Annotated in this window: 27 protein-coding genes and 2 rRNA genes (1 of these 29 running past the window's edge); 10 read left to right on the forward strand and 19 right to left on the reverse strand. The window is 46.5% G+C overall.

What is annotated here, in order from left to right:
* Together ACPUEK_RS04450 and rrf are read left to right on the forward strand one after the other, a co-directional pair.
* Window positions 1–1,961: ribosomal RNA gene (locus tag ACPUEK_RS04450) — 23S ribosomal RNA — on the forward strand; it begins 926 nt to the left of the window's first position.
* 239 nt (window positions 1,962–2,200) lie between these two features.
* Window positions 2,201–2,315: ribosomal RNA gene (gene rrf, locus ACPUEK_RS04455) — 5S ribosomal RNA — on the forward strand.
* Window positions 2,316–3,316: 1,001 nt separating this feature from the next.
* Here the strand turns inward: rrf and ACPUEK_RS04460 are convergent.
* The 3 genes from ACPUEK_RS04460 to ACPUEK_RS04470 form a co-directional block, all read right to left on the reverse strand.
* Entirely contained in the window at window positions 3,317–3,475 is a 159-nt protein-coding gene (locus ACPUEK_RS04460) for a YqaE/Pmp3 family membrane protein (protein WP_067223730.1), read from the reverse strand.
* Window positions 3,476–3,672: 197 nt separating this feature from the next.
* Window positions 3,673–3,966 carry a TIGR03643 family protein gene (locus tag ACPUEK_RS04465; protein WP_067223728.1) on the reverse strand — a complete coding sequence of 98 codons (294 nt, stop codon included), beginning with the start codon at window positions 3,964–3,966 and terminating at the stop codon, window positions 3,673–3,675.
* 70 nt (window positions 3,967–4,036) lie between these two features.
* Entirely contained in the window at window positions 4,037–4,702 is a 666-nt protein-coding gene (locus ACPUEK_RS04470) for a 7-cyano-7-deazaguanine/7-aminomethyl-7-deazaguanine transporter (protein ID WP_425642467.1), read from the reverse strand.
* A 150-nt stretch (window positions 4,703–4,852) separates the two neighbouring features.
* Between ACPUEK_RS04470 and ACPUEK_RS04475 the strand changes: the two genes are divergently transcribed.
* Entirely contained in the window at window positions 4,853–5,440 is a 588-nt protein-coding gene (locus ACPUEK_RS04475; protein WP_425642468.1) for a DUF2057 family protein, read from the forward strand.
* Between the two features lie 150 nt (window positions 5,441–5,590).
* Window positions 5,591–7,150, forward strand: coding sequence for an EAL domain-containing protein (locus tag ACPUEK_RS04480; protein ID WP_425642470.1), 1,560 nt, complete (start codon window positions 5,591–5,593; stop codon window positions 7,148–7,150).
* Between the two features lie 6 nt (window positions 7,151–7,156).
* Here ACPUEK_RS04480 and ACPUEK_RS04485 read toward each other — a convergent pair whose 3' ends face one another.
* From ACPUEK_RS04485 to ACPUEK_RS04515, 7 genes are all read right to left on the reverse strand, one after another.
* Window positions 7,157–8,860 (reverse strand): diguanylate cyclase, encoded by a 1,704-nt coding sequence (locus ACPUEK_RS04485; RefSeq protein ID WP_425642472.1) that lies wholly within the window; start codon window positions 8,858–8,860, stop codon window positions 7,157–7,159.
* Window positions 8,861–8,872: 12 nt separating this feature from the next.
* The gene (locus ACPUEK_RS04490; RefSeq protein ID WP_425642473.1) at window positions 8,873–9,889 is read right to left on the reverse strand and encodes an amino acid ABC transporter substrate-binding protein; all 1,017 of its coding nucleotides are present in this window, start codon (window positions 9,887–9,889) and stop codon (window positions 8,873–8,875) included.
* A 211-nt stretch (window positions 9,890–10,100) separates the two neighbouring features.
* On the reverse strand, window positions 10,101–10,751 hold the full coding sequence (locus tag ACPUEK_RS04495) for a 2OG-Fe dioxygenase family protein (protein ID WP_067223708.1): 651 nt from the start codon (window positions 10,749–10,751) through the stop codon (window positions 10,101–10,103).
* A gap of 161 nt (window positions 10,752–10,912) precedes the next feature.
* The gene (locus tag ACPUEK_RS04500; RefSeq protein WP_067223703.1) at window positions 10,913–11,344 is read right to left on the reverse strand and encodes a DUF7282 domain-containing protein; all 432 of its coding nucleotides are present in this window, start codon (window positions 11,342–11,344) and stop codon (window positions 10,913–10,915) included.
* A gap of 198 nt (window positions 11,345–11,542) precedes the next feature.
* Window positions 11,543–12,844: a TRAP transporter large permease gene (locus ACPUEK_RS04505; protein WP_067032746.1), complete on the reverse strand. Its 1,302-nt coding sequence runs from the start codon at window positions 12,842–12,844 to the stop codon at window positions 11,543–11,545.
* 13 nt (window positions 12,845–12,857) lie between these two features.
* On the reverse strand, window positions 12,858–13,373 hold the full coding sequence (locus tag ACPUEK_RS04510; protein WP_067223697.1) for a TRAP transporter small permease subunit: 516 nt from the start codon (window positions 13,371–13,373) through the stop codon (window positions 12,858–12,860).
* Entirely contained in the window at window positions 13,374–14,351 is a 978-nt protein-coding gene (locus ACPUEK_RS04515; protein WP_425642475.1) for a TRAP transporter substrate-binding protein, read from the reverse strand. It abuts the gene before it with no gap.
* Window positions 14,352–14,578: 227 nt separating this feature from the next.
* On the opposite strand from ACPUEK_RS04515, the gene ACPUEK_RS04520 reads away from it, so the two are divergent.
* The 4 genes from ACPUEK_RS04520 (at window position 14,579) to ACPUEK_RS04535 (ending at window position 17,021) form a co-directional block, all read left to right on the forward strand.
* Window positions 14,579–15,811, forward strand: coding sequence for an NAD(P)/FAD-dependent oxidoreductase (locus ACPUEK_RS04520; protein ID WP_425642476.1), 1,233 nt, complete (start codon window positions 14,579–14,581; stop codon window positions 15,809–15,811).
* A 125-nt stretch (window positions 15,812–15,936) separates the two neighbouring features.
* Complete coding sequence (locus ACPUEK_RS04525; protein ID WP_425642477.1) at window positions 15,937–16,278, forward strand: DUF883 family protein; 342 nt, start codon at window positions 15,937–15,939, stop codon at window positions 16,276–16,278.
* 27 nt (window positions 16,279–16,305) lie between these two features.
* Entirely contained in the window at window positions 16,306–16,707 is a 402-nt protein-coding gene (locus ACPUEK_RS04530) for a hypothetical protein (protein ID WP_425642479.1), read from the forward strand.
* Window positions 16,707–17,021: a hypothetical protein gene (locus ACPUEK_RS04535; RefSeq protein WP_067101692.1), complete on the forward strand. Its 315-nt coding sequence runs from the start codon at window positions 16,707–16,709 to the stop codon at window positions 17,019–17,021. Before ACPUEK_RS04530 ends, ACPUEK_RS04535 begins: the two co-directional genes overlap by 1 nt.
* Here the strand turns inward: ACPUEK_RS04535 and ACPUEK_RS04540 are convergent.
* The 4 genes from ACPUEK_RS04540 to ACPUEK_RS04555 all read right to left on the reverse strand — a co-directional run bounded on the left by ACPUEK_RS04540 (window position 17,008) and on the right by ACPUEK_RS04555 (window position 19,650).
* A complete protein-coding gene (locus ACPUEK_RS04540; RefSeq protein ID WP_425642481.1) occupies window positions 17,008–17,553 on the reverse strand; it encodes a YaeQ family protein in 546 nt (181 codons plus the stop codon). The two genes, ACPUEK_RS04535 and ACPUEK_RS04540, sit on opposite strands and share 14 nt — an antisense overlap.
* A gap of 209 nt (window positions 17,554–17,762) precedes the next feature.
* Entirely contained in the window at window positions 17,763–18,641 is an 879-nt protein-coding gene (locus ACPUEK_RS04545; RefSeq protein ID WP_425642483.1) for a carbon-nitrogen hydrolase family protein, read from the reverse strand.
* On the reverse strand, window positions 18,638–19,228 hold the full coding sequence (locus tag ACPUEK_RS04550) for a GNAT family N-acetyltransferase (RefSeq protein WP_425643016.1): 591 nt from the start codon (window positions 19,226–19,228) through the stop codon (window positions 18,638–18,640). Before ACPUEK_RS04550 ends, ACPUEK_RS04545 begins: the two co-directional genes overlap by 4 nt.
* A gap of 14 nt (window positions 19,229–19,242) precedes the next feature.
* The gene (locus ACPUEK_RS04555; protein ID WP_425642485.1) at window positions 19,243–19,650 is read right to left on the reverse strand and encodes a ketosteroid isomerase-related protein; all 408 of its coding nucleotides are present in this window, start codon (window positions 19,648–19,650) and stop codon (window positions 19,243–19,245) included.
* Window positions 19,651–20,103: 453 nt separating this feature from the next.
* Between ACPUEK_RS04555 and ACPUEK_RS04560 the strand changes: the two genes are divergently transcribed.
* Window positions 20,104–21,012, forward strand: a complete 909-nt coding sequence (locus tag ACPUEK_RS04560) for an alpha/beta hydrolase (RefSeq protein WP_425642487.1) — start codon at window positions 20,104–20,106, stop codon at window positions 21,010–21,012.
* A 15-nt stretch (window positions 21,013–21,027) separates the two neighbouring features.
* On the opposite strand, the gene ACPUEK_RS04565 is transcribed toward ACPUEK_RS04560, so the two are convergent.
* Entirely contained in the window at window positions 21,028–22,035 is a 1,008-nt protein-coding gene (locus tag ACPUEK_RS04565; RefSeq protein ID WP_425642489.1) for an LLM class flavin-dependent oxidoreductase, read from the reverse strand.
* Between the two features lie 74 nt (window positions 22,036–22,109).
* Entirely contained in the window at window positions 22,110–22,595 is a 486-nt protein-coding gene (locus ACPUEK_RS04570; RefSeq protein ID WP_067223670.1) for an HPP family protein, read from the reverse strand.
* Window positions 22,596–22,709: 114 nt separating this feature from the next.
* On the opposite strand from ACPUEK_RS04570, the gene ACPUEK_RS04575 reads away from it, so the two are divergent.
* Window positions 22,710–23,270 carry a TetR/AcrR family transcriptional regulator gene (locus tag ACPUEK_RS04575; protein ID WP_067223668.1) on the forward strand — a complete coding sequence of 187 codons (561 nt, stop codon included), beginning with the start codon at window positions 22,710–22,712 and terminating at the stop codon, window positions 23,268–23,270.
* 5 nt (window positions 23,271–23,275) lie between these two features.
* Here ACPUEK_RS04575 and ACPUEK_RS04580 read toward each other — a convergent pair whose 3' ends face one another.
* The 3 genes from ACPUEK_RS04580 to ACPUEK_RS04590 form a co-directional block, all read right to left on the reverse strand.
* Window positions 23,276–24,172 carry an aldo/keto reductase gene (locus ACPUEK_RS04580; protein ID WP_067223665.1) on the reverse strand — a complete coding sequence of 299 codons (897 nt, stop codon included), beginning with the start codon at window positions 24,170–24,172 and terminating at the stop codon, window positions 23,276–23,278.
* A 110-nt stretch (window positions 24,173–24,282) separates the two neighbouring features.
* The gene (locus ACPUEK_RS04585; protein WP_067223662.1) at window positions 24,283–25,296 is read right to left on the reverse strand and encodes a GGDEF domain-containing protein; all 1,014 of its coding nucleotides are present in this window, start codon (window positions 25,294–25,296) and stop codon (window positions 24,283–24,285) included.
* Window positions 25,297–25,449: 153 nt separating this feature from the next.
* Entirely contained in the window at window positions 25,450–25,803 is a 354-nt protein-coding gene (locus ACPUEK_RS04590; RefSeq protein WP_067032784.1) for a DUF4870 family protein, read from the reverse strand.
* Window positions 25,804–25,815: the final 12 nt, after the last annotated feature.

Here is a 25,815-nt window from a genome sequence, read left to right on the forward strand (position 1 = left end):
AGACACACGGCGGGTGCTAACGTCCGTCGTGGAAAGGGAAACAACCCAGACCGTCAGCTAAGGTCCCAAAGTTACAGTTAAGTGGGAAACGATGTGGGAAGGCTTAGACAGCTAGGAGGTTGGCTTAGAAGCAGCCATCCTTTAAAGAAAGCGTAATAGCTCACTAGTCGAGTCGGCCTGCGCGGAAGATATAACGGGGCTCAAACTGTACACCGAAGCTACGGATACTAGTTTACTAGTATGGTAGAGGAGCGTTCTGTAAGCCGTTGAAGGTCAAGCTGTAAAGCAGGCTGGAGGTATCAGAAGTGCGAATGTTGACATGAGTAACGATAAGGGGAGTGAAAAACTCCCCCGCCGGAAGACCAAGGTTTCCTGTCCCATGTTAATCAGGGCAGGGTGAGTCGGCCCCTAAGGCGAGGCAGAAATGCGTAGTCGATGGGAAACAGGTTAATATTCCTGTACTCGTACATATTGCGATGGAGAGACGGAGAAGGCTAGGCCAGCACAGCGATGGTTGTCTGTGTTTAAGGCGGTAGGTTTGGGACTTAGGCAAATCCGGGTCCCTTTAAGACTGAGAACTGACGACGAGCCCTCTTTTGGGCGAAGTGGTTGATGCCATGCTTCCAGGAAAAACTTCTAAGCTTCAGATATGATCGAACCGTACCCCAAACCGACACAGGTGGTCAGGTAGAGAATACCAAGGCGCTTGAGAGAACTCGGGTGAAGGAACTAGGCAAAATGGCACCGTAACTTCGGGAGAAGGTGCGCCGGCCGATGTGAAGGACTTGCTCCGTAAGCATCAGTCGGTCGAAGATACCAGGTGGCTGCGACTGTTTATTAAAAACACAGCACTCTGCAAACACGAAAGTGGACGTATAGGGTGTGACGCCTGCCCGGTGCTTGAAGGTTAATTGATGGGGTTAGCGCAAGCGAAGCTCTTGATCGAAGCCCAAGTAAACGGCGGCCGTAACTATAACGGTCCTAAGGTAGCGAAATTCCTTGTCGGGTAAGTTCCGACCTGCACGAATGGCGTAACGATGGCCACACTGTCTCCACCCGAGACTCAGTGAAATTGAAATCGCAGTGAAGATGCTGTGTATCCGCGGCTAGACGGAAAGACCCCGTGAACCTTTACTATAGCTTCACAGTGAACTTTGAACCTACTTGTGTAGGATAGGTGGGAGGCTTTGAAGTGAGGACGCCAGTTCTCATGGAGCCAATCTTGAAATACCACCCTGGTATGTTTGAGGTTCTAACTCAGATCCGTTATCCGGATCGAGGACACTGTGTGGTGGGTAGTTTGACTGGGGCGGTCTCCTCCCAAAGAGTAACGGAGGAGCACGAAGGTGCGCTCAGCATGGTCGGAAATCATGCATAGAGTGTAAAGGCAAAAGCGCGCTTAACTGCGAGACAGACACGTCGAGCAGGTACGAAAGTAGGTCTTAGTGATCCGGTGGTTCTGTATGGAAGGGCCATCGCTCAACGGATAAAAGGTACTCCGGGGATAACAGGCTGATACCGCCCAAGAGTTCACATCGACGGCGGTGTTTGGCACCTCGATGTCGGCTCATCACATCCTGGGGCTGAAGCCGGTCCCAAGGGTATGGCTGTTCGCCATTTAAAGTGGTACGCGAGCTGGGTTTAGAACGTCGTGAGACAGTTCGGTCCCTATCTGCCGTGGACGTTTGAGATTTGAGAAGAGTTGCTCCTAGTACGAGAGGACCGGAGTGAACGAACCTCTGGTGTTCCGGTTGTCACGCCAGTGGCATTGCCGGGTAGCTATGTTCGGACGGGATAACCGCTGAAAGCATCTAAGCGGGAAGCCTCCTTCAAGATAAGATCTCACTGGCACTTAAAGTGCCCTAAAGAGCCGTTCGAGACTAGGACGTTGATAGGTTGGGTGTGTAAGTGCTGTGAGGCATTGAGCTAACCAATACTAATTGCTCGTGAGGCTTGACCATATAACACCAAAATGGTTTTTACTGTCGTTGTTCCAGACAACGAACAGTACTTCCTCCTTCCATGGAGGTCGAGTGTGAAGAAAACATACTCGCTGTACTACAGACTACGATACCAACACTGGTTTGATACTTGGTTATCACTATTTCAAAAGTTTTATTGTTAAAGACTCAAGTTCACGAACTTGCGTGTTTTGGCTAAGGCAAACAGAAGCCCCCCAAAACGATCGCAAACCCGTTTGCTTGACGATCATAGAGGCGTTGAACCACCTGATCCCATCCCGAACTCAGAAGTGAAAGGCGCCATCGCCGATGGTAGTGTGGGGGATCCCATGTGAGAGTAGGTCGTCGTCAAGCATCATACAAAGGAAGCCCTGATAGCGATGCTGTCAGGGCTTTTTTGCGTCTGCAGTTTTCCTCACCTCAACGCAGTTAGATTGCGCATCCCTTTTGTGCCCCGCTTGCGCCTGTCTCATGCTTCGACGCGTCAGCGCGTCGACATCAAAAGCGTGCGCCTTATGGCATTGGTCAGAGAAGGCGTTCAGAAAAACAGAGACATCACCACCTGATCCCATCTCGAACTCAGAAGTGGCTCTCAACACGCCGCAGGCGCTCACCATCGCCGATGGTAGTGTGGGAGATCCCATGTGAGAGTAGGTCGTCGTCAAGCATCATACAACATACAAAGGAAGCCCTGATAGCGACGCTGTCAGGGCTTTTTTATATCTGCGGTTTTCCGCATCTCAACGCATCAACGCAGCTAGATTGCGCATCCCTTTTATGCCCCGCTTGCGCCTGTCTCATGCTTCGACACGTCAGCGCGTGACATCAAAAGCGTGCGCCTTATGGCATTGGTCAGAGAAGGTGTTCAGAAAAACAGAGACAGAGCACCACCTGATCCCACCCCGAACTCAGAAGTAGCTCTCAACACGTCGCAGGCGCTCACCATCGCCGATGGTAGGAAAGGCACTATCATCAAGCATCATACAAAGGAAGCCCTGATAGCGATGCTGTCAGGCTTTTTTGTGTCTGTGATTAGCCACATAGCACTAGCTTAAGGGAGCATCAAATAGAGGCACTACAAATTACAGGTCAATTTAAAGAAAAGATTAGCGATTGTGTTTGATAGCGACGTACTCAGTCTCTTGTTTTGCATCCACTCTATCGTGGTTGTTGAGTGTATTGATCGAGGGTAAGTCTCATTTTTATATTTTTATGTGGATAAATGCGTGCGTTATCCCCATCTTTTTATGAGATAAGCCCTTTTTTATAGATATGGAAAGTAAAAAAAAGCCCAGCAAGGTGCTGGGCTGAAGTGGAACCGATTATGAAAAGAGCTGAGTAAACAGCAACCTCTATTAGCGTCGTGCTATGACCCACACTGCATGAACAATACCTGGGATATAGCCTAGAATAGTCAGTAAGATGTTTAGCCAGAAAGCACCGCCAATACCTACCTGAAGAAATACGCCAAGTGGTGGTAGTAAGATAGCAAAAATAATACGAATTAAATCCATGTCTTTAAATCCTCTTGTTGGTCACTGTTTGTCTTAGCTGTATAAACACTTTGGCGCGAACAGACGATTTCCGCAAGGCAATTAGTGCTCTTTACACACTATCGCGATATTTATTACTCAATGCTCAAACAGTAATTACCAAGACGCGATGTTCTTACTAAAAGTAGTTGAAGGGAGTCTTGAAGATCCAAATTATTTTATACGCGTCTTTTAAGACCGTGGTTGGGCTTATATTGAGCTGGTGCGTAGCCGCGAATAACATCTTCTGATCTAAGCGCTTTATGCTTTGTTGTACGTCCTGAGACACGTGCACGCCAGTTACGGAAGCTATTAGGCTTGAGTTCTGAACGCATTAGCTTGATAACGTCCTGTTCAACCAGCCCAAACTCATCGTCAATGGCTTCAAAGGGAGTGCGGTCTTCCCAAGCCATTTCAATAATACGTGACTTTGCGACAGGGTCTAACGTAGTAAAAGCTTTGTTTGGGCTCATTTCTGACTCACTCAAAATAGAATGCATAAAAAAAGCCGCGGTGTTATGACCGCGGCTTTGGCGTATTCTTTTATACGTTAGCGAGTTGGAAATCGGTTTTCGAGGCAGTGATTTTTTTCACAAGGAACGCTAGCACTACGCCATACATCGGAATAAAAAGGCCTAGGCTAATAAGTAATTTGAATCCATAGTCCGCTAATGCGATTTCTTGCCAATGCATCGCCATGAAGGCGTCAGGACTTTGATAGAAAGCGATGCCAAAGAACGCCAGCGTATCCAAGCCATTACCAATGACAGTGGAAGCGGCTGGGGCAATCCACCAGCTGCGTAATTGACGTAAGCGATTAAACACATGCACATCTAATATTTGCCCTAATACATAGGCCATCAAGCTAGCCACCGCAATACGAGCAACAAATAGATTAAAATAGCCTAGTGCGGAAAATCCTTGAAAAGCACCTTCGTAAAACAGTACCGATAATGCATAGGACGCCAATAACGATGGGATCATGACGAGGAAAATAATTTTACGTGCCAAGGCTGCGCCGAATACTCTAACGGTTAGGTCTGTAGCAAGAAAAATAAACGGAAATGTAAATGCACCCCAAGTGGTATGAAAACCAAATAGAGTGAATGGGATTTGTACTAGGTAGTTACTTGATGCGATGATCAATAGATGGAAGGCGACTAAATAGCGCAATGCCTTGCCTTGTTGCGCAGGAGTAAAAGAGCTCATGGCGTACCTTTTTAGTTAGTTTGGGGTAAGGGAACCCAAATATCGGATTGTCTTGTGAACCATATGGTCAAACAAGGGCGCTGATTATACATTAACCAATTTTAGTGTCTATGCTGGGGCGCTGATTTTGCAAACGCTTAGGAGGCAAATATGAAATACTGGAAGCACTGGTTGTTATCAACCGCGGTAATCGTGGCGCCGCTGACTCAAGCGGGCACGCTTTATGTTGATAAAGAAATCGAGTTGTTGGCTCTCGACGGTAGAGTGATAGATGCGCTCAATACAACACCTCGAGATCTAAAATCAGGTGATCATCAATTTGTATTTCGATACAAGAACCGAGTACAAGATGGTGGACGTGAGGTTGAGTTTAAAACACCGCCGCTTTTGATGAATTTAAATACGTTGGCGAATGATGATATTGAAATCCTAGCGCCGCAGCTCAGCACCAAAAGCCAAGCTGAGTTGTATTTTAGTAATCGAACTGTTTGGCGTGTTAAATACGCTGATGGTTCGATTAAAACGGTTAATTACGATCCGTTAACGGAAAAAGACCTTCCGAAGGAAGCTATTCAAAAAGTGTTGGATCAATACAATAAAGCTCAGGAAAATGGTTTTTATCAAGTGGCTGAATCAGATGAAGCTGGCAATGATTTGTTGAAATCGATTCAATTACTGTACCTTCAAGCGAACCAAAAACAGCGAAATGAAATAAAGGAATGGGTAATAAAGCAGTAGCTAAAATGGTAGAGAAGCATTTTATCTGTACCGAACTCTAGAGGTTTCCTTATTATTTTAAATAATGCCCATATTAAAAATATGGAAATAAAATATACTTATAACGATACTGTATAAGTCGTACAAGGACGAATGAGGAGTTAAGATATTTTGCAAGTAACGGTGTTCAGTAAGCGATTACCAGTTGAGCCGATCATCAGTGTACTTATTTGTCTCTCTATTGCTTTATGGGTCACACACTTTGTCTTGCAAAAACAACAATGGACGGCTTTAAAGAATTACTCTGATTACGCGCTGAACTACGCCAGTGGAGTCACAGCCGATCTAAAAACGGGTGTTGTGAGTGCTCAATCATCTCCCTACACGGCTTGTTCTCACAACGATCTTGAACTGCTACGCGATTTACTATGGCAGCATAAATACCTAAAAGATATTGGTCGCGTTCAAAATGGTAACTTGATTTGTAGCGCTGAACGAGGTGTGTTGAAGGAAGCCGTCGCACTGCCGCCGGCAGATGCGGTTTTGAATAACGGCGTATCTTTTTGGCGTAATTCTAGCGCTCTGATAAGAACGCATTTTGAAATGGATATGACGTTAACCGGTAGTGTGCTGGCCATAACATCTCCTTTTGCGTTTGATGCCATACGTTACCCTGACCCAACGGTTTCGGCGATCATTTACAGTAAAAATAATCGTTACGTATTTAAAACATTTGGTTTTAATCAGCCGCGCGATTTAGCGTCTTCTGCCCAAATGACAAGTGCCACATTAAGCTATGCGTCGTGTTCAGAAGTAAACGTATGCGTTATGGGAGAAAGAGATCGTGCAGGAATCTTTAGTTTATCGTTTTCTCAGCATCTCATCTTAGTTTTCGCCTCATGTCTTAGTGGGTTTGGTTTGTATTCTTTGGTACATAAAGCGCGTAAACATCGGCATTCAATGGTTTATCATTTGAAAAATGCGATCACTAAAGATGAGTTATCCATCGTGTTTCAGCCTAAAATCCGCTTGAGTGATTCTATGCCGGTAGGCGTAGAGGCTTTAGTGCGCTGGGACAGCCATGCTTTGGGGGTTGTACGGCCTGATGTGTTTATAGAAGTGGCTGAAAAATATGGACTAATTCGAAAAATAACGCATCGGGTTATTGATTTGAGTATGGCTCAGATGCAAGCGACGCTTGATGCAAAACCAGATTTTACACTCAGCATCAATTTATCGATTCAAGACCTTACCGATTTAAGCCTTTTACCCTTTATTCTCGCAAAAGCAAAGCAATATAAGATTCAGCATGAACAGTTGGTTTTTGAAATTACGGAACGTTCTGCGGGTGATAGTGTAAGTTTGTCCGATATTGTTAAGCAATACACTGAAGCTGGCATTAGTATTTCGTTAGATGACTTCGGGACGGGTTATTCAAACCTTGCTTGGCTTGGGCACTTAAATGCTTCAGAAATAAAAGTCGACCAATCTTTTACTCAATCCATTGGTACAGACTCGATCAATCAAACCATGCTTGATGCGATCTTCAGCTTGTTGCAAAGACTAAATGTGGTTCGCGTATTTGAAGGTGTAGAGACTCAGGAGCAAGCAGACTATATCTTACAATATTGTCCTCAAGCGATTGTGCAAGGTTGGTTATACGCTAAACCGATGCCAATTGATCAGCTGCAAGGTTACTTATCTCAAACAACTAATGGTTTGGATCGTTAAAAATAACTACAGCGAGTCTTTCATGACATGACTCACTACGGAGGCCCTTCCCAGCGCTTTTGCCTCATAAAGGGCTTGGTCCGCATTAGAAATAAGCTTTTCACATGAATGATCTGCGCAGCCTTCATAAGCGGTCGAAACGCCAATACTCACCGTAATATGATGTTTTGGCGAATAGCCATGAGGGATCTGTGCATGTTCTATTGCATCCAGTATTGCCTGGCCGAAAGTGTTTGCTTGTTCAGGAGATATATCTGGAATCGCGACAATAAACTCCTCACCACCATACCTTGCAAGCATACCGGATGACTCTTTTGTTACGTCCCTAAGAAGTTGAGCGATTTGATGAAGACATACGTCGCCAGCTTGATGACCATAATGATCGTTGTAGGATTTAAACCAGTCGATGTCGATCATAAAAATGCTCACGCTCTGTTCCTTTGCTGAAAGCTCAGGACCGATGGTATTCAACCAATGAAAGAATGAACGTCTATTAGGGATTTGCGTAAGCTCATCGGTATTACTTTGTTGATGCAAGATCGCATTCAGCTCTCGTAAGCGTTCGTTGGCTTTTTCGGCGACTTTCTTGGCTCGTTGTGCTTCGTCTTGAGCATGATTATTCGCCGCAACAAATTGCGCAAAGGTTTTACTGATCACGGTAATCTCATCGTTACCGTCTTCGGGAATTCTCTCAGGATACCCGATCGCATGCTGACTCATTACAAAGCTCAAGCGGTTTAAGCGACGTACAATATAGTGTCGAATAAGCCAATATGCGACGCCGATCAGACCTAAAAATGCGCTGCTGAATAATGCAATCTGAAGCGTAACACGCTCGATTAATTGACTGTGTTTCTGTGAGGCGTTTTGGGCCCGCGCTTTCACGAGTAAATAGAAGTCAAAACATACACTGCTTAAGCGCTGGGCTTGAAGTCGAGTTTTACGCATTGCTGCTAAGGTTTTTAAGTGCGATTGGTCGAGTTGCTCTTTCAACTCACGGGTTTGATTTATATTGGCGACTAGGGCATCTCTATCGCGCTTTTGCGACTCATCGAGTGCGGAGAGAGATGACAGCGCAACGATAGCGCTGTTAATTTTTGAATCACGGCGCGCTATCAGACCAGGGCTGTGAGCATCAAGTAGCTGTAGTGTGGCATTTGATGCACTGGTCATAAGGGCGTCGAATGTCTCAATGTTAATTCCTTTGAATTCAGGTAAATACGGAGTGGTTAGTTTCACCCGAATAAAGTTGAGAGTATCCATTTCTTGCTCAAGGCGCTGCTGAAGCTCAATGAACGTATAGAAGGTCGTCAACTGGTTAAAGTAGGGTTGAGTTAGGCGGTCGATATTTGCTAGGACAGCTTGCTCCTCAGAAGATTGAGCATTCAAACGATCACGAGCCACGGTGAATGTGCGCGTGAGGTCATCTTGTAAGATGTTAGCATCGATACTGCTAAGTCGCTGTGTGAGCGTTTGCTCCATTGCCTTGGTTGCAATGAGTTCGGCATCTCGAGAAAGCTCAGCGGCTAACATAGCGCGGTCGTAGTAGGTTTGAGTAATCGTTTTAAACTGAGCTGACTGTTGCTGCAGGGTCCAGATGCCATAGCCTGAAGAGACTAAAAAAAAGAGAATGATCCCTAACAGAATAAGATTGAGTCGAATCCCAAGTTTCTGCAGTCGAGGTATTGTAAACAAACTATTTGGCGACATTGTAAATGCTTTCTATTTAAAGGGGGGCGCAAACATAACACCGCCATCCTGCCAAAGCGCGTTAAGCCCTCTAGGTTGATTTACGTTGGTGCCTAGTCCAAAGTGTCGATCGTAGATTTGAGCGTAATTGCCGACGGATTTAATGACACGATAGGCCCATTCAGGATCAAGCCCTAGTTGTTCACCAATATTACCTTTCAGGCCTAATAGATTTTGTACTTCAGCACTTTGCGTCGTCTGTCTGATGTCATCAATATTATCGCTAGTGATTCCTTTTTCTTCCGCTAAAAGAGTGGCGTGAACAACGGAACGGACAATGCGTTCCCATTGAGGATCGTCGTTACGAACAGTCGGTCCAATAGGTTCTCTTGAGAGGGTATCTGGTAAGATGCGGTAAGCGTCACGATTCTCGACTCGGTTAGCTAAATTGACTGCGAGATTCATACGGTCAGCGCTGTAAGCATCGCAGATACTGCCACGGAAAAATTGATCGCCATTGGCATAGACAATGTTTGTCTGAAAATTTTTTGCTTGAATAAAGTCTTCTAAATTCTGCTGAGTGGTCGTGTTGTCTGTCACGCAAACGGTTTTATCGCGAAGGTCTTCAAGTCGATTAATATTAGCGCTATTACGTACCACAAACCCCTGACCATCGAACAGATACAGCGCAGGAAAGCTGACTTGATAGGTGCTCTCACGACTTAGTGTCCAGGTGGAGCTGTACATCACGACATCCGTGGTTTTATCTTTTAAAGAGGTAAAGCGAGAGGTGGAACCGACTTCAACGAAGTTCACATACTCTGGGTTGATTAAAACAGCGGCGGCGACACCACGACAAAATTCAACATAAAATCCTTGCCATTTTCCGTGGCTATCGAGTGCGCTTCGGCTAGGGTCATCGGGATACACACCACAGCTTACATCTCCTTTTTGTCGAACATCCGATAACGTATTCGCGTATGTAGAGACGCTAATGGTGCCCATGGCGACAGCAATCAATGCTGATCGAAGGGAGAGGGGTAGATTCATCTAAGCATCCTAAATAAAACAACGATTTTCTGACGCATACACAATATTTATAACACTAGCTGCTAATATAGCCAACTTCTTGGAATCTCACCACTTTTTTACCAAGTGGTCAGTTTAGGTGTTGCTCTTTGTAACAGTATTCACTGCAATATAACGATTTTTTATTAAGGTAGGTCTGATCTAAATCGACCTACCTTAATAAGCTCAATGTTTAGTGTATTAAATTAGCGGTTAAGACAAATGCGTCCATGTAACCAAGCTCACCATCAATGGGTTTTATGGGTGAGGCATAATGGTAAAAGCGACGGTCGTTGAGCACCACAAACTCCCCATTATTGAGTGGGTGCTTCATCATAGCAGGGCTGCTCTCGGCGGTATGAATACTGACTTCGCCGCCGCTAATGTTGTGACGTTGTATTACATATATGCCAATACGGTCAAAGCCATCTTGATGAACGCCCTCAGGAGCAACGTCTACTTGATGATGATCTGCGAAAATGCGCATTTGATGTACTTCAATGGTGCTGCCATCACCGATATCTGCCATTTTTTGAAAGTGTTCGAATAATTCTAAAAATGCTGGATCGGTAACCGTTTGCTGTTCTATTTCTGGATAAACTCGCTCTACATCTCCCTGAAAGTGGTTGATGCTGGCGTCCTGCACAAATGCTTTAGTGGGTAAGCGCTGTAAGCGATCATCACGAAATACAAACCGTGAATATCGGCGTAGACGATAAGAACCATCGGCGTAGGGATTGTCTGGTAAGTGCTCAAATGAAGGCACTAGATGCTTAACACTCTCTTTAGTGAGTTGCCCGATTTCTAGACGAAAAGCCTCTTGAGCTAATTTGGTCGTCAACATAGCAATATCCTCCTAGTCGTTGGCAGATTATGCGCAACGTCGTCGATAAAATTGAGTGGGTACACTCGTCTTTAAGTGTAGACGCATTTTTAAATGGATAAACATTGCTAATAGACCTGAGAGTAAAAAGGCCGCTTTCGTGCGCGGCCTTATAGTCGATATTACTTCGCGGTAATGACGTCCATAACAAGTTTGCCATCGACTTTTATTGGACCGTCTTCTTTTGCGCCCAAGGTGTATTCAAAAACACCTGTTTTCATGCCGCCTGCTTCGCCGTGTAACATCAGCATTAGCATCTCGCCGGATTTCACATTCTCTTGCAAAATCGCACTGACATTATTATTCGTACCTTTGATTACAGGAGCATAGCCTACAACAGGACCCGGCTTCATGTTGCTGTCGGTGCGATGCACAACGAGCCAACCGTTTGCTTCGGATTGCACCATACTTGCTGCAACGGCACCATGAGAGACATCTTGGTCCATTCCTTTCACTGCAACGCCATGGTCAGCGGCATTGGCTAGGCTAGCCGTTCCCGCTAGCGCAACGGTTAAAGAAAGTGCTTTTAAGGTTTTCAACGTTGTCGTGTTCATAATTACCATCCTGTAAATGATTTGTGATACGTGAAAGGCGCGCTAACGCATTAGCGCGTTGTATAAACAGACACGGAGCTATTTCAGAAAAGTTTCAAATTATTTGAGGTTTTTTTGAGTATGAGCTTTAAGGTTTTTCTAAGTGTTCTTGATTAACTAAATTTAGGTGCGAGCGCAGTGGCTCACGCCTAAATAGAATCAGCTTAAAGCATTAGGCAGCCATAGCGCGATCTCGGGGAAGATGCACAATAATAAGGCCGCAATACACATCAGTATAAAGAATGGGAAAGAGGCTTTTGCAATACGTCCGATCTTCTCGCCGGTTAACCCTTGCAACACAAATAAGTTGAATCCAACCGGCGGTGTGATCTGCCCAAGCTCGACCATGATGACTAAGAAAACACCAAACCATAATGGGTCGAAGCCGGCTTGAATCACGATCGGCAATGTGATCGGTAAACTCATTACTGTGATGGAAATACCATCTAGAAACAGTCCCAATAGTATATAGAACAGCGCCAACGCCAACAGTAACCAAGCGGGAGACAAGTCTAAACTCGCAATGTAAGTCGCTAATTCTGCAGGCAAATGCAAATAGCCCATCGCGGTCGACAGCAGCGCCGCGGTAATCAAAATACTGCACACCATGGTTGAGCTGAGTAATGTGCCCACCAATGCTTCGCGGAAAATATGAATGCTCAATTGTTTTTCTGCTAACAGCAAAAGTAGCGTTGCTAACACCCCGACAGCGGCTGCTTCAGAAGGTGTAGCAATACCGGAGTAGATCGCACCCATGACGATTGTAATGAGTAATAGTACTGGGAACAGTAAGCCAAGACTTTGCCATTTCGTTACTGTAGATGCCGCTTCTTTTGGCGCGATGGACGGGTTCATCAATGCGCGAGTCATTAAATAACCGGTATACAGTGCGGCAACGAGAAGGCCTGGTAACACGCCTGACATGAACAGCTTGGTGATAGACACTTCGGCTTGTACACCGTACACAATCATCACAATAGAAGGGGGGATCAATAATCCTAAACTGCCCGCACCGGCCAATGAGCCAATCGATAAATCTCGATCATAACCGCGCACTTTGAGCTCATTGGTCGTGATCTTACCAACGGTTGCTGTAGTCGCTGCACTGGAGCCACTGACGGCGGCAAACATGGCACAGCCAAACACATTAGTGTGTAAAATGCCGCCAGGAATATGGCGCGTCCACGGCTCTAAACCGCGAAATAAACGATCCGATATATTCGACCGAAAAATCAGTTCACCCATTAGAATGAAGAGCGGAATGGCGGCCAACTCCCACGAGTTCCCCGCTCGAAATATGATACGGCTTAAAATAGCCCCTGAACGATCGAGGCTAACATCGCCAATCAGCACCAAAGAAAGCAGTGCGACGATGGCCAGACCGGCAAATACCCAAACCCCCATACCAAGAATCACTAAAATTAGGGTAATCACCCCAATGGCGGATAATACGACTTCCATATTAAGCGTCCTTTTACTCGTGGGGAGAAGAAATTTCGGGCGACTGCTGTCTAAACAACAAAATCAAGGCGTGGGTAAACAATGTAAAGCACAGTAACCCCAAGCCAACGAGCACCAATCCTTGTGGGATCCATAGTGGTGTTTCCATGATGGATTCGCTTGTCGTACCTCGCTTAAAACTGCGCAGCACATTGGTTTGCCAGTAGCTGTAGATCCACGTAAACATGGCCAATGAAACCAAGGTGGCGAACAAGTCAAAGATCCAGCGCTTGCTCGGAGGAAGACGCTCAATGATTAAACCAACACGGATCAGACTGCCTCGTTCAAGACTATAGCCTAGGCCTAAGAATGTCAGTGTCGCGACCGCATAACCGACAAACTCGTCCAATACGTAGGTCGATGTGCCAAAAAAACGAAGCACAATCTCTAGGAGAATGTGCCCCAAAATATAAACGATTAATAACATGGCAATGCTGCCCGATACCTTATTCAGGAATCGGGAGCAGCCTAATAGTAAGTTGAGTAGCATTTATTTCTCTTTATCGAATTCCGCTAAGATCGCTTCGGCACGACCACCCACGTCATCTAACCAGTCTTTTAGTGCTGGGCGAGCAGAGTCTTGTAGGTGTTTTATAAACGCAGGCGGTAAGTCTTTATGAATGGCTACCGCGTGGTCATTAAGCTCTTTGTAGTTGTCTTTCACGCGCATGCGAACTGTTTTCCAGTTATGTTCATCGGTTAACTTTGCCGCTTCAAGAATGGCGCTTTGTTCCACGTCAGAGAGATCTTCGAATTCATCACGGTTCATATGTACCATGTTCAATGGAATCGCGTATTGAATAGCGCTGTAGTTGTCTAGGTGTTCCCAGAAGCTAGCGCTGGCCCCCGCGTCTGCTGATGTTAATACGGCTTCGATGCCACCTGTAGACAGCTGCGGTACAACATCCGCCCAAGACAGTTTAACCGGAGATGCACCCGCTTCACGCAAGGTAATCGTGCCATTTTTATCGTACGTACGGATTTTCAAACCGTTTAAGGTTTCTTGTGAATCGACTTTTTCTTTCGACCAAATACCGCTTGCTGGCCATGGTGATGCGTACAGTAAAATCTGATCGTTTTCTTCAAACACTTCTTTGTAATAAGGTTTGGCGATGTTGTATAGCAGTTCGGCCTGATCCTCATCTTGTACTAGGAACGGTAATGAAGACAGAAGAAAAATAGGGTCAATACCAGACATGCTACCTGCCAATGTATCGGCAATCTGCACAGCATTATCGGCTACCGCATAAAAATGGTCTGAGGACTTGTAGCCCAAAGCACCGCCTGAATGTAGGGTAATGTCGATCTCGCCAGCACTGAGTTCTTTCACCTTATCGATGAAAAATAGATCGCCTTGGGCATGGATAGAGTTGGTGTTGTATTCATTTGAGAAATCAAATTGAGCAGCTAACGCTACCGTTGCATTTGATGCAAGAAGCGTTGTCAGTAATAAACCAGATACTCGCATAATTCTTCTGTCCTTGTTCCATGTATGTTTTATTACTATATGTGTAATTTTTTGTGAAAGCTATCATAGAGCGACTGAGATATGTTGTATCTACGACACGCACATTACGTCATTTAGCGAAGCAAACACTGGACCAAAAATGTTTTTCAGTACGTAATAATTAAGTAGATGATCTATTCTCATAGCATAGTAAAGGTATGGGTCGCAGCAATAAGAAGGGAGAAGATATGGCTGAGGTTACAGTACTGGGAGCGGGTATGGTCGGAGTTTCTTCGGCACTTGCTTTACAAGAACAAGGGCATCATGTCACGTTGGTGGACAAAGTCAGTCCCGGCTTGGAAACCAGTTATGGCAATGCAGGTATCATTCAGTCAGAGGCAGCTGAACCTTATGCGCTGCCGCAGGACATTGCGACGTTGTGGCGCTTCGCTATCGGGCAAACTAACGATGTGACTTGGAAACTGATCCCAACGATCAGAATGGCCCCCGCGTTATGGCGTTATTTTCGTAACTCTGCACCTAAGAATCATAGTGCTATTTCTGCTGTTTACGCACAGTTGGCATCACAATCGACGCGAGATCATGATCTTTTGATTCGTTCATCGGGAGCCGACACGATGATTCGCCGAACAGGGTTGGCGATGCTGTATCGTGATGAAAGGCGTTTTCAAGAGGCCGTGCAAAAGGCTGAATGCTTAGATCAGTTATATGGAGTGAGCTCACGTGTGGTGAATGGTGTGGATTATCAAGCTGAAGAACCTGCGCTAAAACAAGCGCCCATTGGCGCAGTGCACTGGCTGCAAAGCTGGAGCTGTAGTGACCCTGGTGGTTTAACGGCCGCCTATGCCGAGTTATTTATTCAGCGCGGCGGAACGCTGGTTCAGGGCGATGCAAATAGCTTGCAGCAGCGTGCTTCGGGTTGGCATCTCAAAAGTGAGGAAGGGGACATACACAGCGAGCATGTTGTCGTTGCCTTGGGGCCATGGAGCGCGCAGTTATTGAAACGCTTCGGGTATGACATTCCGATGGTGTATAAGCGCGGCTATCATGGTCACTACAAAGCGCATGTGTCCTTAAATCGCCCATTTTTAGATGTGGAAAATGGTGTTCTCGCATCCCCTATGAGTCGCGGTATTCGCGTTACCACTGGTGCAGCGTTAGTCGGGCTTAATGATCCTGCCGAACCGATTCAGCTAGAGCGGGGGGTAACGTCACTGCGCACTTTGTTGACGATGGGGGATCGCGTCAGAGAAAACCAGTGGTTTGGCACTCGGCCCTGTATGCCGGATATGCTGCCCGTGGTAGGAGCGGCGCCCAATCATAAAGGCATGTGGTTCCATTTTGGACACGGCCATCAAGGGTTTACTCAAGGTCCTACAACTGCCAAGTTGTTAGCGCAGAGTATTGCTGGAGAGTCATCGGAATTGCTATCGGCACTTGCTCCAGAACATCGTTTTTAAATGTACCTGTTTTGCTGGATGCTTTTTGCTAACTTGTAAACAAAGAGAAGATTAGAGATCAAAGGTTCCATTAGTCTCACGGTGAGGCTAGTTTAGATACTGAACTTACTCAAAGGAGGCCCATCATGGCTACAGCAAACAGCACTACTCAGGAAAAGAGCACTACTTCTCAAGCGAAGAATAACACTCAGAGCAAAGCACACGATGCAGTCGACAAAGCCGCTGAAGGTGCTCACAAAGGAGTTGACGGTGCGGCCGCTGCAGCGGAGAACGGTCAAGAGCGCATTGAAGCCGTAGCACATCAGATTAGTGAACAAGCGCATCAAATTGCGGATACAGCACGTCAACAATCTGAAAAAGTCAGCAGTGCGGTTGGTACTTATGCGAAAGAGAATCCATTAAAAACAGTCGGCTTTGCATTTCTTGCTGGCGCAGTGGCAGCAAGCCTTTTGTGTAAACGAAAGTAACCTCTGCCCGCAAATGGAAGGCACTGCATGAACCAACAGGAAAACCGAGCAAGCACGCAAGATACTTCCTCTACTGATGAGGCGGTAACGGTCGATCAGCTGACTATGAGCCACAAAAAGTGGCTCAAAAGCATCATTGGACTTGGCGCACTAGAAGCCAAGATCTGGATGACGTCAGGAGCTCAGCTCGTCGCTTTGTTAAGTGGTGCCGTTTTCCTGTTGGTAACCAGCTGGCTGCTGCTAATAGCGCTAATTGCTACCGCAGCTTGGTATGCAGGGCTACACTTACTTGGCATTTTATTTACCGCGTTTGTCGTGACCTTGCTAGGTGCCTTTTTTTTAGTGTATTTAATTAAACGCACATTAAAGCGACTGGATCTGACTCGAACTTTAGATGCGATTATTCCGACAGACAGTGAGGATGACTAATGTTTGGATTAAATGAGATGTACCAAGAGCGTGAAAAGCTCTACAAGCGTTGTAAACGTCAGCAGGCGAAAGCCGGTGCGGATCGTACTCTCATCAAAAAACAAACTTTAGAGTCTGTTTCGAGCACGAAGGGTTTGGTTATCAGCTTTGTTTTGGGGTTGACTACGCAATGTGAGACCGCCCACCAAACTCGACGAACGGTTTTAAAGGGCATTCAAACAGAATTATTTGGTGTCATTAGCCAATATGTTGCAACTCGCTTTGGTTCATCTGGCGAGCAGAGCCCGCCTGACTCAACGTCTAGCGCCAAGTAGGCCGCAGGACGCACTCACCTTGGTCGTTTGATACCCACATTTCGCCATCTTGAATGGTCACATTGAGCTGCATAGATCGGCTGCACAGGCTTTCAAACGTTTTGATTTCTGATTCGGCAAATTGCAGTACGCGTAGGTTACTAAAGCGACTCAGTTTACTCTTGTTTTGTTCCCACCAGATGTCTGATTTGTCATTGTAATTCACTATGACAACTTGTTGCGCACGACCACAAGCTTTGCGCAGGCGCTTCTCATCCGGTTGACCTAGCTCGACCCAAAGCAAGACTTCATCAGAAAAGTTTTTCTGCCATAAATCCGGTTCTTCATCGGTACTGATCCCCTTGGTAAAGGATAGCTGTTCCACACCGTCTTTCTCATCTGCAAGTAATGCAAAGACAGCTAAACGAGCCATCATGCGTTCTTCGGTTTCAGACGGGTGTAAGGCGAGTGTTAACTCATAACCTTGGTAATGATTACGGTCCATGTCGGACACTTGTACTGACGCTTTATAAATCGTTGCTTTAATGGCCATTTTTATCTACCACAAATAAAAGATGGCGCGCATTGTACTCCTAAATCAGTGCCAATGGCGCATTAGTTTTTTGGGTTTTAGCGACAATGAAGGCCTGTTGGGATTGCTTCCATGCGTACAATTAGCGCTGACGCGTTGATGTTTAGAAATAAAACGAGACAGGTGCAAGCTAATTGAATGGCATAAAATTCAGCCTATCCAAATGTAGGCTATCCTCTAGGGCCACTTAGAGCGAATTGCTTTGGCCAGTCGCGGTAGTTGAAGACCTGGCCTTCATCGCGAATACGGGCGATCTGCGTTAGGTCGACGGTGGCGTAAACCCAGCCGATGTCGTTATCGTTGCCTTCGGCTAAGATACCGTTATCAGGGAAACCATAATCCACGGGTGTATAAACACTGGCGCGGCCAGTATTGATGTCGACGGCTTCGGACCAAGGTGCGTTGCCAACGGTCGGAGATTGCACCACGTAACACTGGTTTTCTAAGGCACGAGCCTGACAGCCAATACGCACACGGTGGAACCCCGCTGGAGTGTCGGTACAGCTGGGCACCAATAACAGATCGGCTCCCGCTGCGACTTGTTGATTTGCGATCATTGGGAATTCAGAATCGTAGCAGATATGAATGCCAATACGCCCCAGTGGCGTATCGATCACTTTGATTTCTTCGCCCCCCGTGATGTGCCATTGCTCGTTTTCAAAGCGCGTCATCATCAGTTTGTCTTGAAAACCTAGCAATCCCTCTGGGCCGAATAGATTAGCTCGGTTTAAGAAAGAGCCATCACTTTGTTCTGTAGGAAATGAGCTTGCGAGGATGAGGACATCGTAGCGTTGGGCAAGCTCTTCGTGCAAAGCGTGCCATTTGGAAAGCAACGTTTGCATGGCGTGCAATTGCTGTTGTAAATCACTGTACACGGCTTCGCCAAACAGAGATGCCAGCTCCATACTGCCGTATTCAGGGAATACCAATAGTTTGGCTCCTTGCTGAGCGGCGCCCGCGACCCAAGTGTCGAGCTTGTCGACAAACCCTTGCCATTCACTGAAAAAGCTAATGTCGTATTGGGCAGTAGCAAGTTTAAATGCGCTCATGATAGTGGCTTCATCCAAAAGGTCATGGGTTTAAGGGATTCTTCGGTGTCCCCGACGTCTTTCCAACTAAAATGAGTCGTCAGTTCTGGACACTTATGGTAACCACGGTTGCCCCAGAACTGGTCCAGTGGCGCGTAGTCTGCTGGACGAGCTGGGTGATTATCAGGGCGCTGCACACCACAGAAGCAAGAATATTTCATACCATCTATGCTTTGTGCATGCGTTTCACGATGATCGAAGAACGCCACACCAGCGCCTTGACCACGATACTCTGACAGCAACACTGATTCGCCACAGTAGAAAATATCGTCAAGATCATAACCAGCGTCTAAAAATGGCTGTTTTACCTCATCGGTTTCATGGCGCAGCGGTAAGCCTGTGGAAGCGCCCACGATCTTATCCCCATCAAATGCTAGGACGATGACGCTGTCGGGGGCGTCAATGTAGGTTTTTAGATAACGTGCTTCGTATTCCGCATCGCCATCGTACAAATACGGAAAGTCGCGGAATACGCGCATGCGCAACTGGGCCAGTTCATCGATGTACTGGTTGAGATCGGGGCCGGATAAACGTTGAAATGTTAGCATCACGTAATCAACGCTTAGGCTGAAACCTGGGCGATCCAATCTTCTAGGTTGTAGTAGTTTGTTACACGCGCCACTTTGCCTTCACGAATATCGAAGAACGCACCTGCTGGAAGCTTGTAAGTTTGACCGTTGGCTTCGGGTAAACCTTCATCGGTGGCTAGGTATTCGCCCAGTACGGTGAACTCTACCGCTGCACGATCACCAGTGACGTTTGACATAACGACGATGTCGACGATGGTTTCTTTGTAGTTTTGGTTCATACGATCCATGAACGCCGCGAACGAGTCTTTACCCACTTCACGATCACCTTGGTTGATGTCATGCACTACGTCATCCGTGAGAAGCGACAAAAAAGTGCCCATGTCTTGAGCGTTAAAGGCTTCGTAATATTTTTGCAGTAATTCAACAGTTGCTTGGCTCATCAGGGAACTCCAACGTATTTAAAAAGCTAAAAACGGCATATTAATCGTGCCGCTTTCGTGGTGAAAGGCTCCTGTTTCAGGATGGGCAAAATCATGCATGTCTGTGTCGCAAAATGAAAGACTTTTGCTGCGATAGAAGAGCCATTTAGCTGTCTTTAACCATAAGTCATTAATAGATTAGTATGCTTAAAGGATAATGATTTGCATTTGTATTTGTTTGCCCGCATTATTTCACTTTCTGAGCAGAGCTCGGTTAGGTGGCGTGTGTTGAGTTCTTCCATGTCACCTAATTCTATTCTAACAGACAGCTTTGTCGTTCAGCATAGTAGTGATAAGTCATTGGGCATGTAGCGAGTTAGCTAGGTTTGCAGTTAGATTTATTCATTTTTCGTCTATCTATCGAATGGTATCTGTCGAGTTGTCTAGTTTCACTGATCACTACGGAGTAGCAATATGTTTTATCAATCAGTACGCCGACTATGCAGCATGGCAATATGTACCATGAGTTGTGTGACTCAGGTGTATGCCGAGCCGGTGTCTGAACCGCAGCCTGTGATAATGACTTTGCCCGACAGTTATTACGTGGATTGGCAAGTGGCTAAGCAGGATGCACCTTATCGAGTGTTTATTTCTGTACCGGAAGGCGAAGCGCCAGCCGATGGTTTTCCTGTGGTGTATTTGATGGATGGTAATGCTTTTTTTAGTTCCGCTGTCATTACCAGTAAAAAATTAATGCACCCTCGATTTGAAAATAAGCAGCCAGCGATCATTGTTGGGTTGGGGTATCCAATTGAAGGCACACACGATACGGAGCGTCGTTGGCTAGATTTGACACCTCCAACGCTAGCGCCGCCGGTGATGCCGAAAAAGCATATGGCGCGTTTTAAAGATATGACGTTTGGCGGAGGCAAGCAGACGTTGTCGTTACTGGTGGACGACATTCGTCCTTGGCTTGCTAAGCAGTACCCCATTAACGAAGATCAACAGATCCTTTTTGGTCATTCATTAGGCGGACTGTTTACGTTGTACGCGCTGAATACACGCCCAGAAGCCTTTAATGGTTATAGCGCGATTAGCCCATCGTTATGGTGGAATAATGGCTATTTGAAACCGTTGTTGGCCAAGCAAGAAAGTACTTCTAGAACGGGCAAGCAAATCTTTATAGTGATGGGCGAGCAAGAAGCCGACTATATGCTAGAGGACGCGCAGTGGGCACAAGACCGTTTTACGGAGCAAGGGCTAGACAGTGAATATCGAATACTTCCTTACATGAATCATGGTACGGTTGCTCCGCCCGCGTTGACGATGGCGCTGGAAAAATTGTTACCTGAAAAGCCTAAGATTACCGCCCCAGAGTCGTAACTCTGGGGTTATCCGTTAATGCCAGTCTTGTTTTTGCATGAGGTCTATTCCAGCTGTCAATTCGACGGCTTTTAGGCGAGCCTTTTGATCATGAATGGGAAATGAGAAGATCATTTCATCTACGCTGGTTTGTTCAATAAATTGGCTCAGTTTGTCCTGCACTCGTTCAGGTGTACCGACCATTGCATAGCGCAGTGTCTGGTTTATCATCGGCATTTCGGCGGCAGCAATTACAGATGACAAGTCTTCTACTGGCGCTGGAAATGGACGATTAGCATTTCTGCGTAGATGTGCAAATTGACGTTGAGCCGAGGTGAAGTGGTATTCTGCTTCGTGTTGAGTGTCAGCCACTGAAGCCATGACACCGGCCGATACATAAGGCTTATCCAGTTGCTCAGAAGGGCGGAAATTGGCGCGATAGACATTGATTGCTTCGAGTAACATATCGGGTGCAAAGTGGGATGCGAATGAAAACGGCAAGCCCATGTGGGCAGCCAATTGAGCCGAGTACAAGCTAGAACCGAGTAACCAGATGGGTACATTGGTCCCTTGTCCTGGCACGGCTATAATAGGCTTCACCTTGTTTTCATCCGCAAGATAGCCTTGCAGCTCTTCTACATCATCTGGGTAAGTGTCTACTTGGCCGCCCATATTACGGCGCAATGCTCTAGCCGTCGCCATATCTGTTCCCGGCGCACGTCCTAACCCTAGGTCAATCCGTCCAGGATACATTTCAGCGAGTGTACCGAATTGCTCAGCAATCACCAGTGGCGCGTGGTTTGGAAGCATGACGCCTCCCGACCCAATACGAATTTTGCTTGTTGCCGCACCGATACCCGCTAACATGACAGCGGTCGCTGCGCTGGATACACCGCGCATTCCATGATGCTCGGCAAGCCAAACCCTCTGATAGCCATGTGCTTCGGCGCATTGGGCGAGGGCTTGGCTGTTTTGTATCGCGTCTGCCACAGAGTGGCCTTCACCGACAGGGGCTAAATCTAAAATTGAAAATGGGACTGACATATTGTCCTCCGGTTATCTCATCATGACTGTAACCATGGGGACAATCGAACTGCTTAGCAAGCAAGTGAGGGTCATCATCCTTGTTTTTTAGGGTATTGCGTACCACTGACAAAGCGATGGTATAACCAGCCTACAAAGACTATAACCAAGGCTCCCGTTAGTACTGGGTTCCATACGAAACTCCATGGTGCTTGCGTCAACATAATCAAAAGTGGGTTAGCGCCTGCCGGTGGGTGTAGAGTGTTGGTAAGCATCATGCCTACGACACCTAAGCCTGCCGCAACCCCTAACGAAAGCGGTGATACCGTAAAATAATGCACCATCAGAACACCGATGGCAGCGGTTAATACATGTCCACCGATGATGTTACGGGGTTGCGCTAAGGGGCTTTGCGGCAAGGCAAAGAGAATTACCATGGTGGCTCCAAACGGCGCCATGAGACCCACATATTCAGGGCTCAGTTTGCCGCCAAGGCTAAGTAAAAATATACACAAACTGGCGCCGAGGCCTGCGACCAAGGCTTTGCCCCAAGAGGACTGATTTACGGTGTTTAGTATCATAATGTGGGTCTCTATCGATAATAGGTTTCAGGGATAGACCGATCTATCTACTCTTAAAGGGTAGACAGATCGGTCTACCTCTGTCAAACTTTTTAGCATTGGAGGCGAGTTGGTATGACGAAACGAGACGAATTAATTCAAACGGCATTTAAGTTGTTTTATATGAATGGCGTGCACAGTGTGGGCATTAATCAAATTTTGAGCGAAGCAGGCATTGCTAAGAAAACCCTGTATAGCCACTTTGCGAGCAAAGAAGCATTATTGGAAGCCGTGATTGCCTATCGTGATGAGCGCTTTCAGACGTGGCTATTTGGCTTAATGAATTCAACATCGTCGGCCCCTGCGGCGATTGCGGCGATGTTTCAAGGCCTAGATGATTGGTTTAATGATCGAGTGGAGACTTTGATGCCGTTTCAGGGGTGTTTCTTTGTGAAGGTCAATGGCGAGTTTTTCCAGCATCGCGTGAACGAGCTGTGTCATGCTCATAAGCAAGCTATCCTAGATTACACGCAAATGCGCTTAAGCGAGACTTATTCGGCTGAGCAAGCGGCTCAGCTGGCGAATCAGGTTGTCCTTTTAAAAGAAGGCGCGATTGCTCAAGCCTATTTAGGCCATGATCACCATGCAGCAAAGCTGGCAGGAAGTATGGCGCTGGCACTGCTGCCAACGCCTTAATACCGTTAAGGTACGGGATGACCTTTGGACGCGACCCAAATGGCAAACCATTGATCGTCGCTGAGCTCAATGGATTGTGCCTGTTGGGCGGACAATACCCGTTCGATACTCCCCGAGCCAATCACCGGTGCAATACCGGAAGGATGACGCATTAGCCAAGCCAAAGCGATTTGATCTAAGCTGGCGTTATGCGCCTCGGATACTTCTGTTAACGCTTTAAAAAGTGTTGGGTTTATACCTTCTAAACGGAACATATCACCCCCCGCAAACGGTGACCATGCCATCGGTGTGACTGCATGTTGCTGCGCATGTTCTAAGGTGCCGTCTTCAAAGTGCTTCAACTCGAGCGGAGAGAGCTCGACTTGGTTGACTAACAGTGGCATTTCCAAACGCGATTGCAGCAAATCAAACTGCTGAGCGTTAAAGTTTGATACACCAAAGTGTCGGACCTTGCCGATGGTGTGCAAATGCTCAAACGCTTCGGCAATATGGTCGGCGTCCATCAACGGGCTAGGGCGATGCAGTAATAACAGCTCTATGTGATCTACCTTTAGGTTTTGCAGAGAGTTGTCAACGCTTTGCAGAATATGTTGCACGCTTTGATCGTAACGGTGCGAGGTAATTTCTGGGCGGTTTTTACTAGGCAGCTTAATGCCGCACTTAGTGATGATTTGCAGTTTATCGCGTAGTGAAGGTTTCAGTGCTAATGCTCGGCCAAACAAGCTTTCACATTGGTAATCGCCATAGATGTCGGCATGATCGACAGTGGTAATGCCCGCGGTAATGCTTTGTTCAATAAAACTCAACAGCTCTTGGTCGTTCATGCCCCACTCAGCAAGACGCCAATATCCTTGAGCAATACGAGAACCTTCAAATCCGAGTGGGTGGTATTGGTGCGCCATAAAAACGCTCTCCTAATCACTTCTATTGTATGGTTCGTCTACTCTAGCAATTCAGCTCTTAACTGCCTACTAGACTGAGCGGTTAAGTTTTAATTGAGCGGGAGTAGGAATCAGGCGACGGCGGCTCGCACACAGTTCCGACCAGCGTGTTTGGCTGCGTAGAGGTATTGATCTGCGCGCTCAAGTAGTGCTTCTAGAGACTCCCCTGGCTGAAACTGCGCGACGCCAACGGACGTTGTAATTGGGCGAATGCTTTGTCCGGTTTTTTTATTTTTTAGGTTTAGGCGGCTGATGCGCTCACGCACGTCATTAGCGAATTGAATGGCCGCTTTAAGGTTAGCGTTAGGCAAGAGTATCGCGAACTCTTCACCACCAAAGCGATACGCTTGTGCGCCAGAGGTTTGTACACAACTTTGTTCTAGCGTTTTGGCAACAGTTTGAATGATTTTATCGCCTAGCAAGTGACCATACTCATCATTGAACGGTTTGAAGTGATCGATATCGACCATTACCAAGCAAGTCTTATCAGCTGATGCCGTGTAGAGAGCAATGTCGTCGTTGAATTTACGGCGATTATTAATGTCCGTTAATCCATCGATAAAGAGTTGTTTCTCAGTCTCGGCGACTTTCGCTTTGAGCGCTTGGATCTCAGCATTCTGTTGTTCTAGCTGGGTACGGTAATCTTCCGTTTTGTCGATAAAACGGCGGGCGATGGATACCAATTTGTGAGCTGAATGAGTATTTGATTGAATAGCCTCTTGAGAGAGCTTTTCGATATCAGCAGACATGGATTGATTTAAGTGATCGGCATGGCTCATGGCGCTCTCAGTCGAAGCGTGTAGGGATTTTACCACTTGATTGATGCTGCTTTGCACTTGTGCCAATGTGTCTTCCGCAGCGTCTACGACAAACTCCTCTAACAAAACGTCACACATGTAGCGATCACACTGCCCAAGTCGTTGTACGATGTCGTCGATACGAGTGCTTAGTTCAGGAATATCCCCTGAGGTATAGGAATACCAAAGCGTATAATACGGTGGGGTAATCGGCACATTATTCTTAACCATCATAGGAATGGTCTGACGAAAGTACTGATTTATTTTGGCAGCAGAGCGGCTTGACACAGCAGGCGTTCCTTATGGAATGAACCAAATAGACAGAGGTGGTAAAAAATATGACCATATATTACCACTACGATATATCTGTTTAAGTGTCTGAAACCGAATCTAGGTCAATATAATGGCACCATTTTCCACAGCAATTGAGCGACGCGAGGCTTAGGCCGCGTCATGATAGGGAAGGTCGTTCGTAAGGCGTAGGATCCCTTTCACTAATTTCACGATTGACCAAATCCAAATACCGAGCAGCAATAAGTAGCCAATAAAGAATATGGCAAGAATAAAACCAATCAAACTGATGCCAAGCCCCCACCAGAATATTCCTGTAATGTTACGGAAGTGATCGTAGAATATGGAACCTTGAGCATCGCGCGTTTTGGCCATGGCCCATACCGCTCCGATGATCCAAAAAATACCGGTAAATAAACCCAATAACATGAATACATAGCCGATGAGGGCATCGCGTTTCGCTTGATCGTCATGGGGTGACATCGGGATATCGTCTAAATTCATGCTATAGGGCCT

It is taken from the genome of Marinomonas gallaica (assembly GCF_049821165.1).
Lineage (GTDB): Bacteria > Pseudomonadota > Gammaproteobacteria > Pseudomonadales > Marinomonadaceae > Marinomonas > Marinomonas gallaica.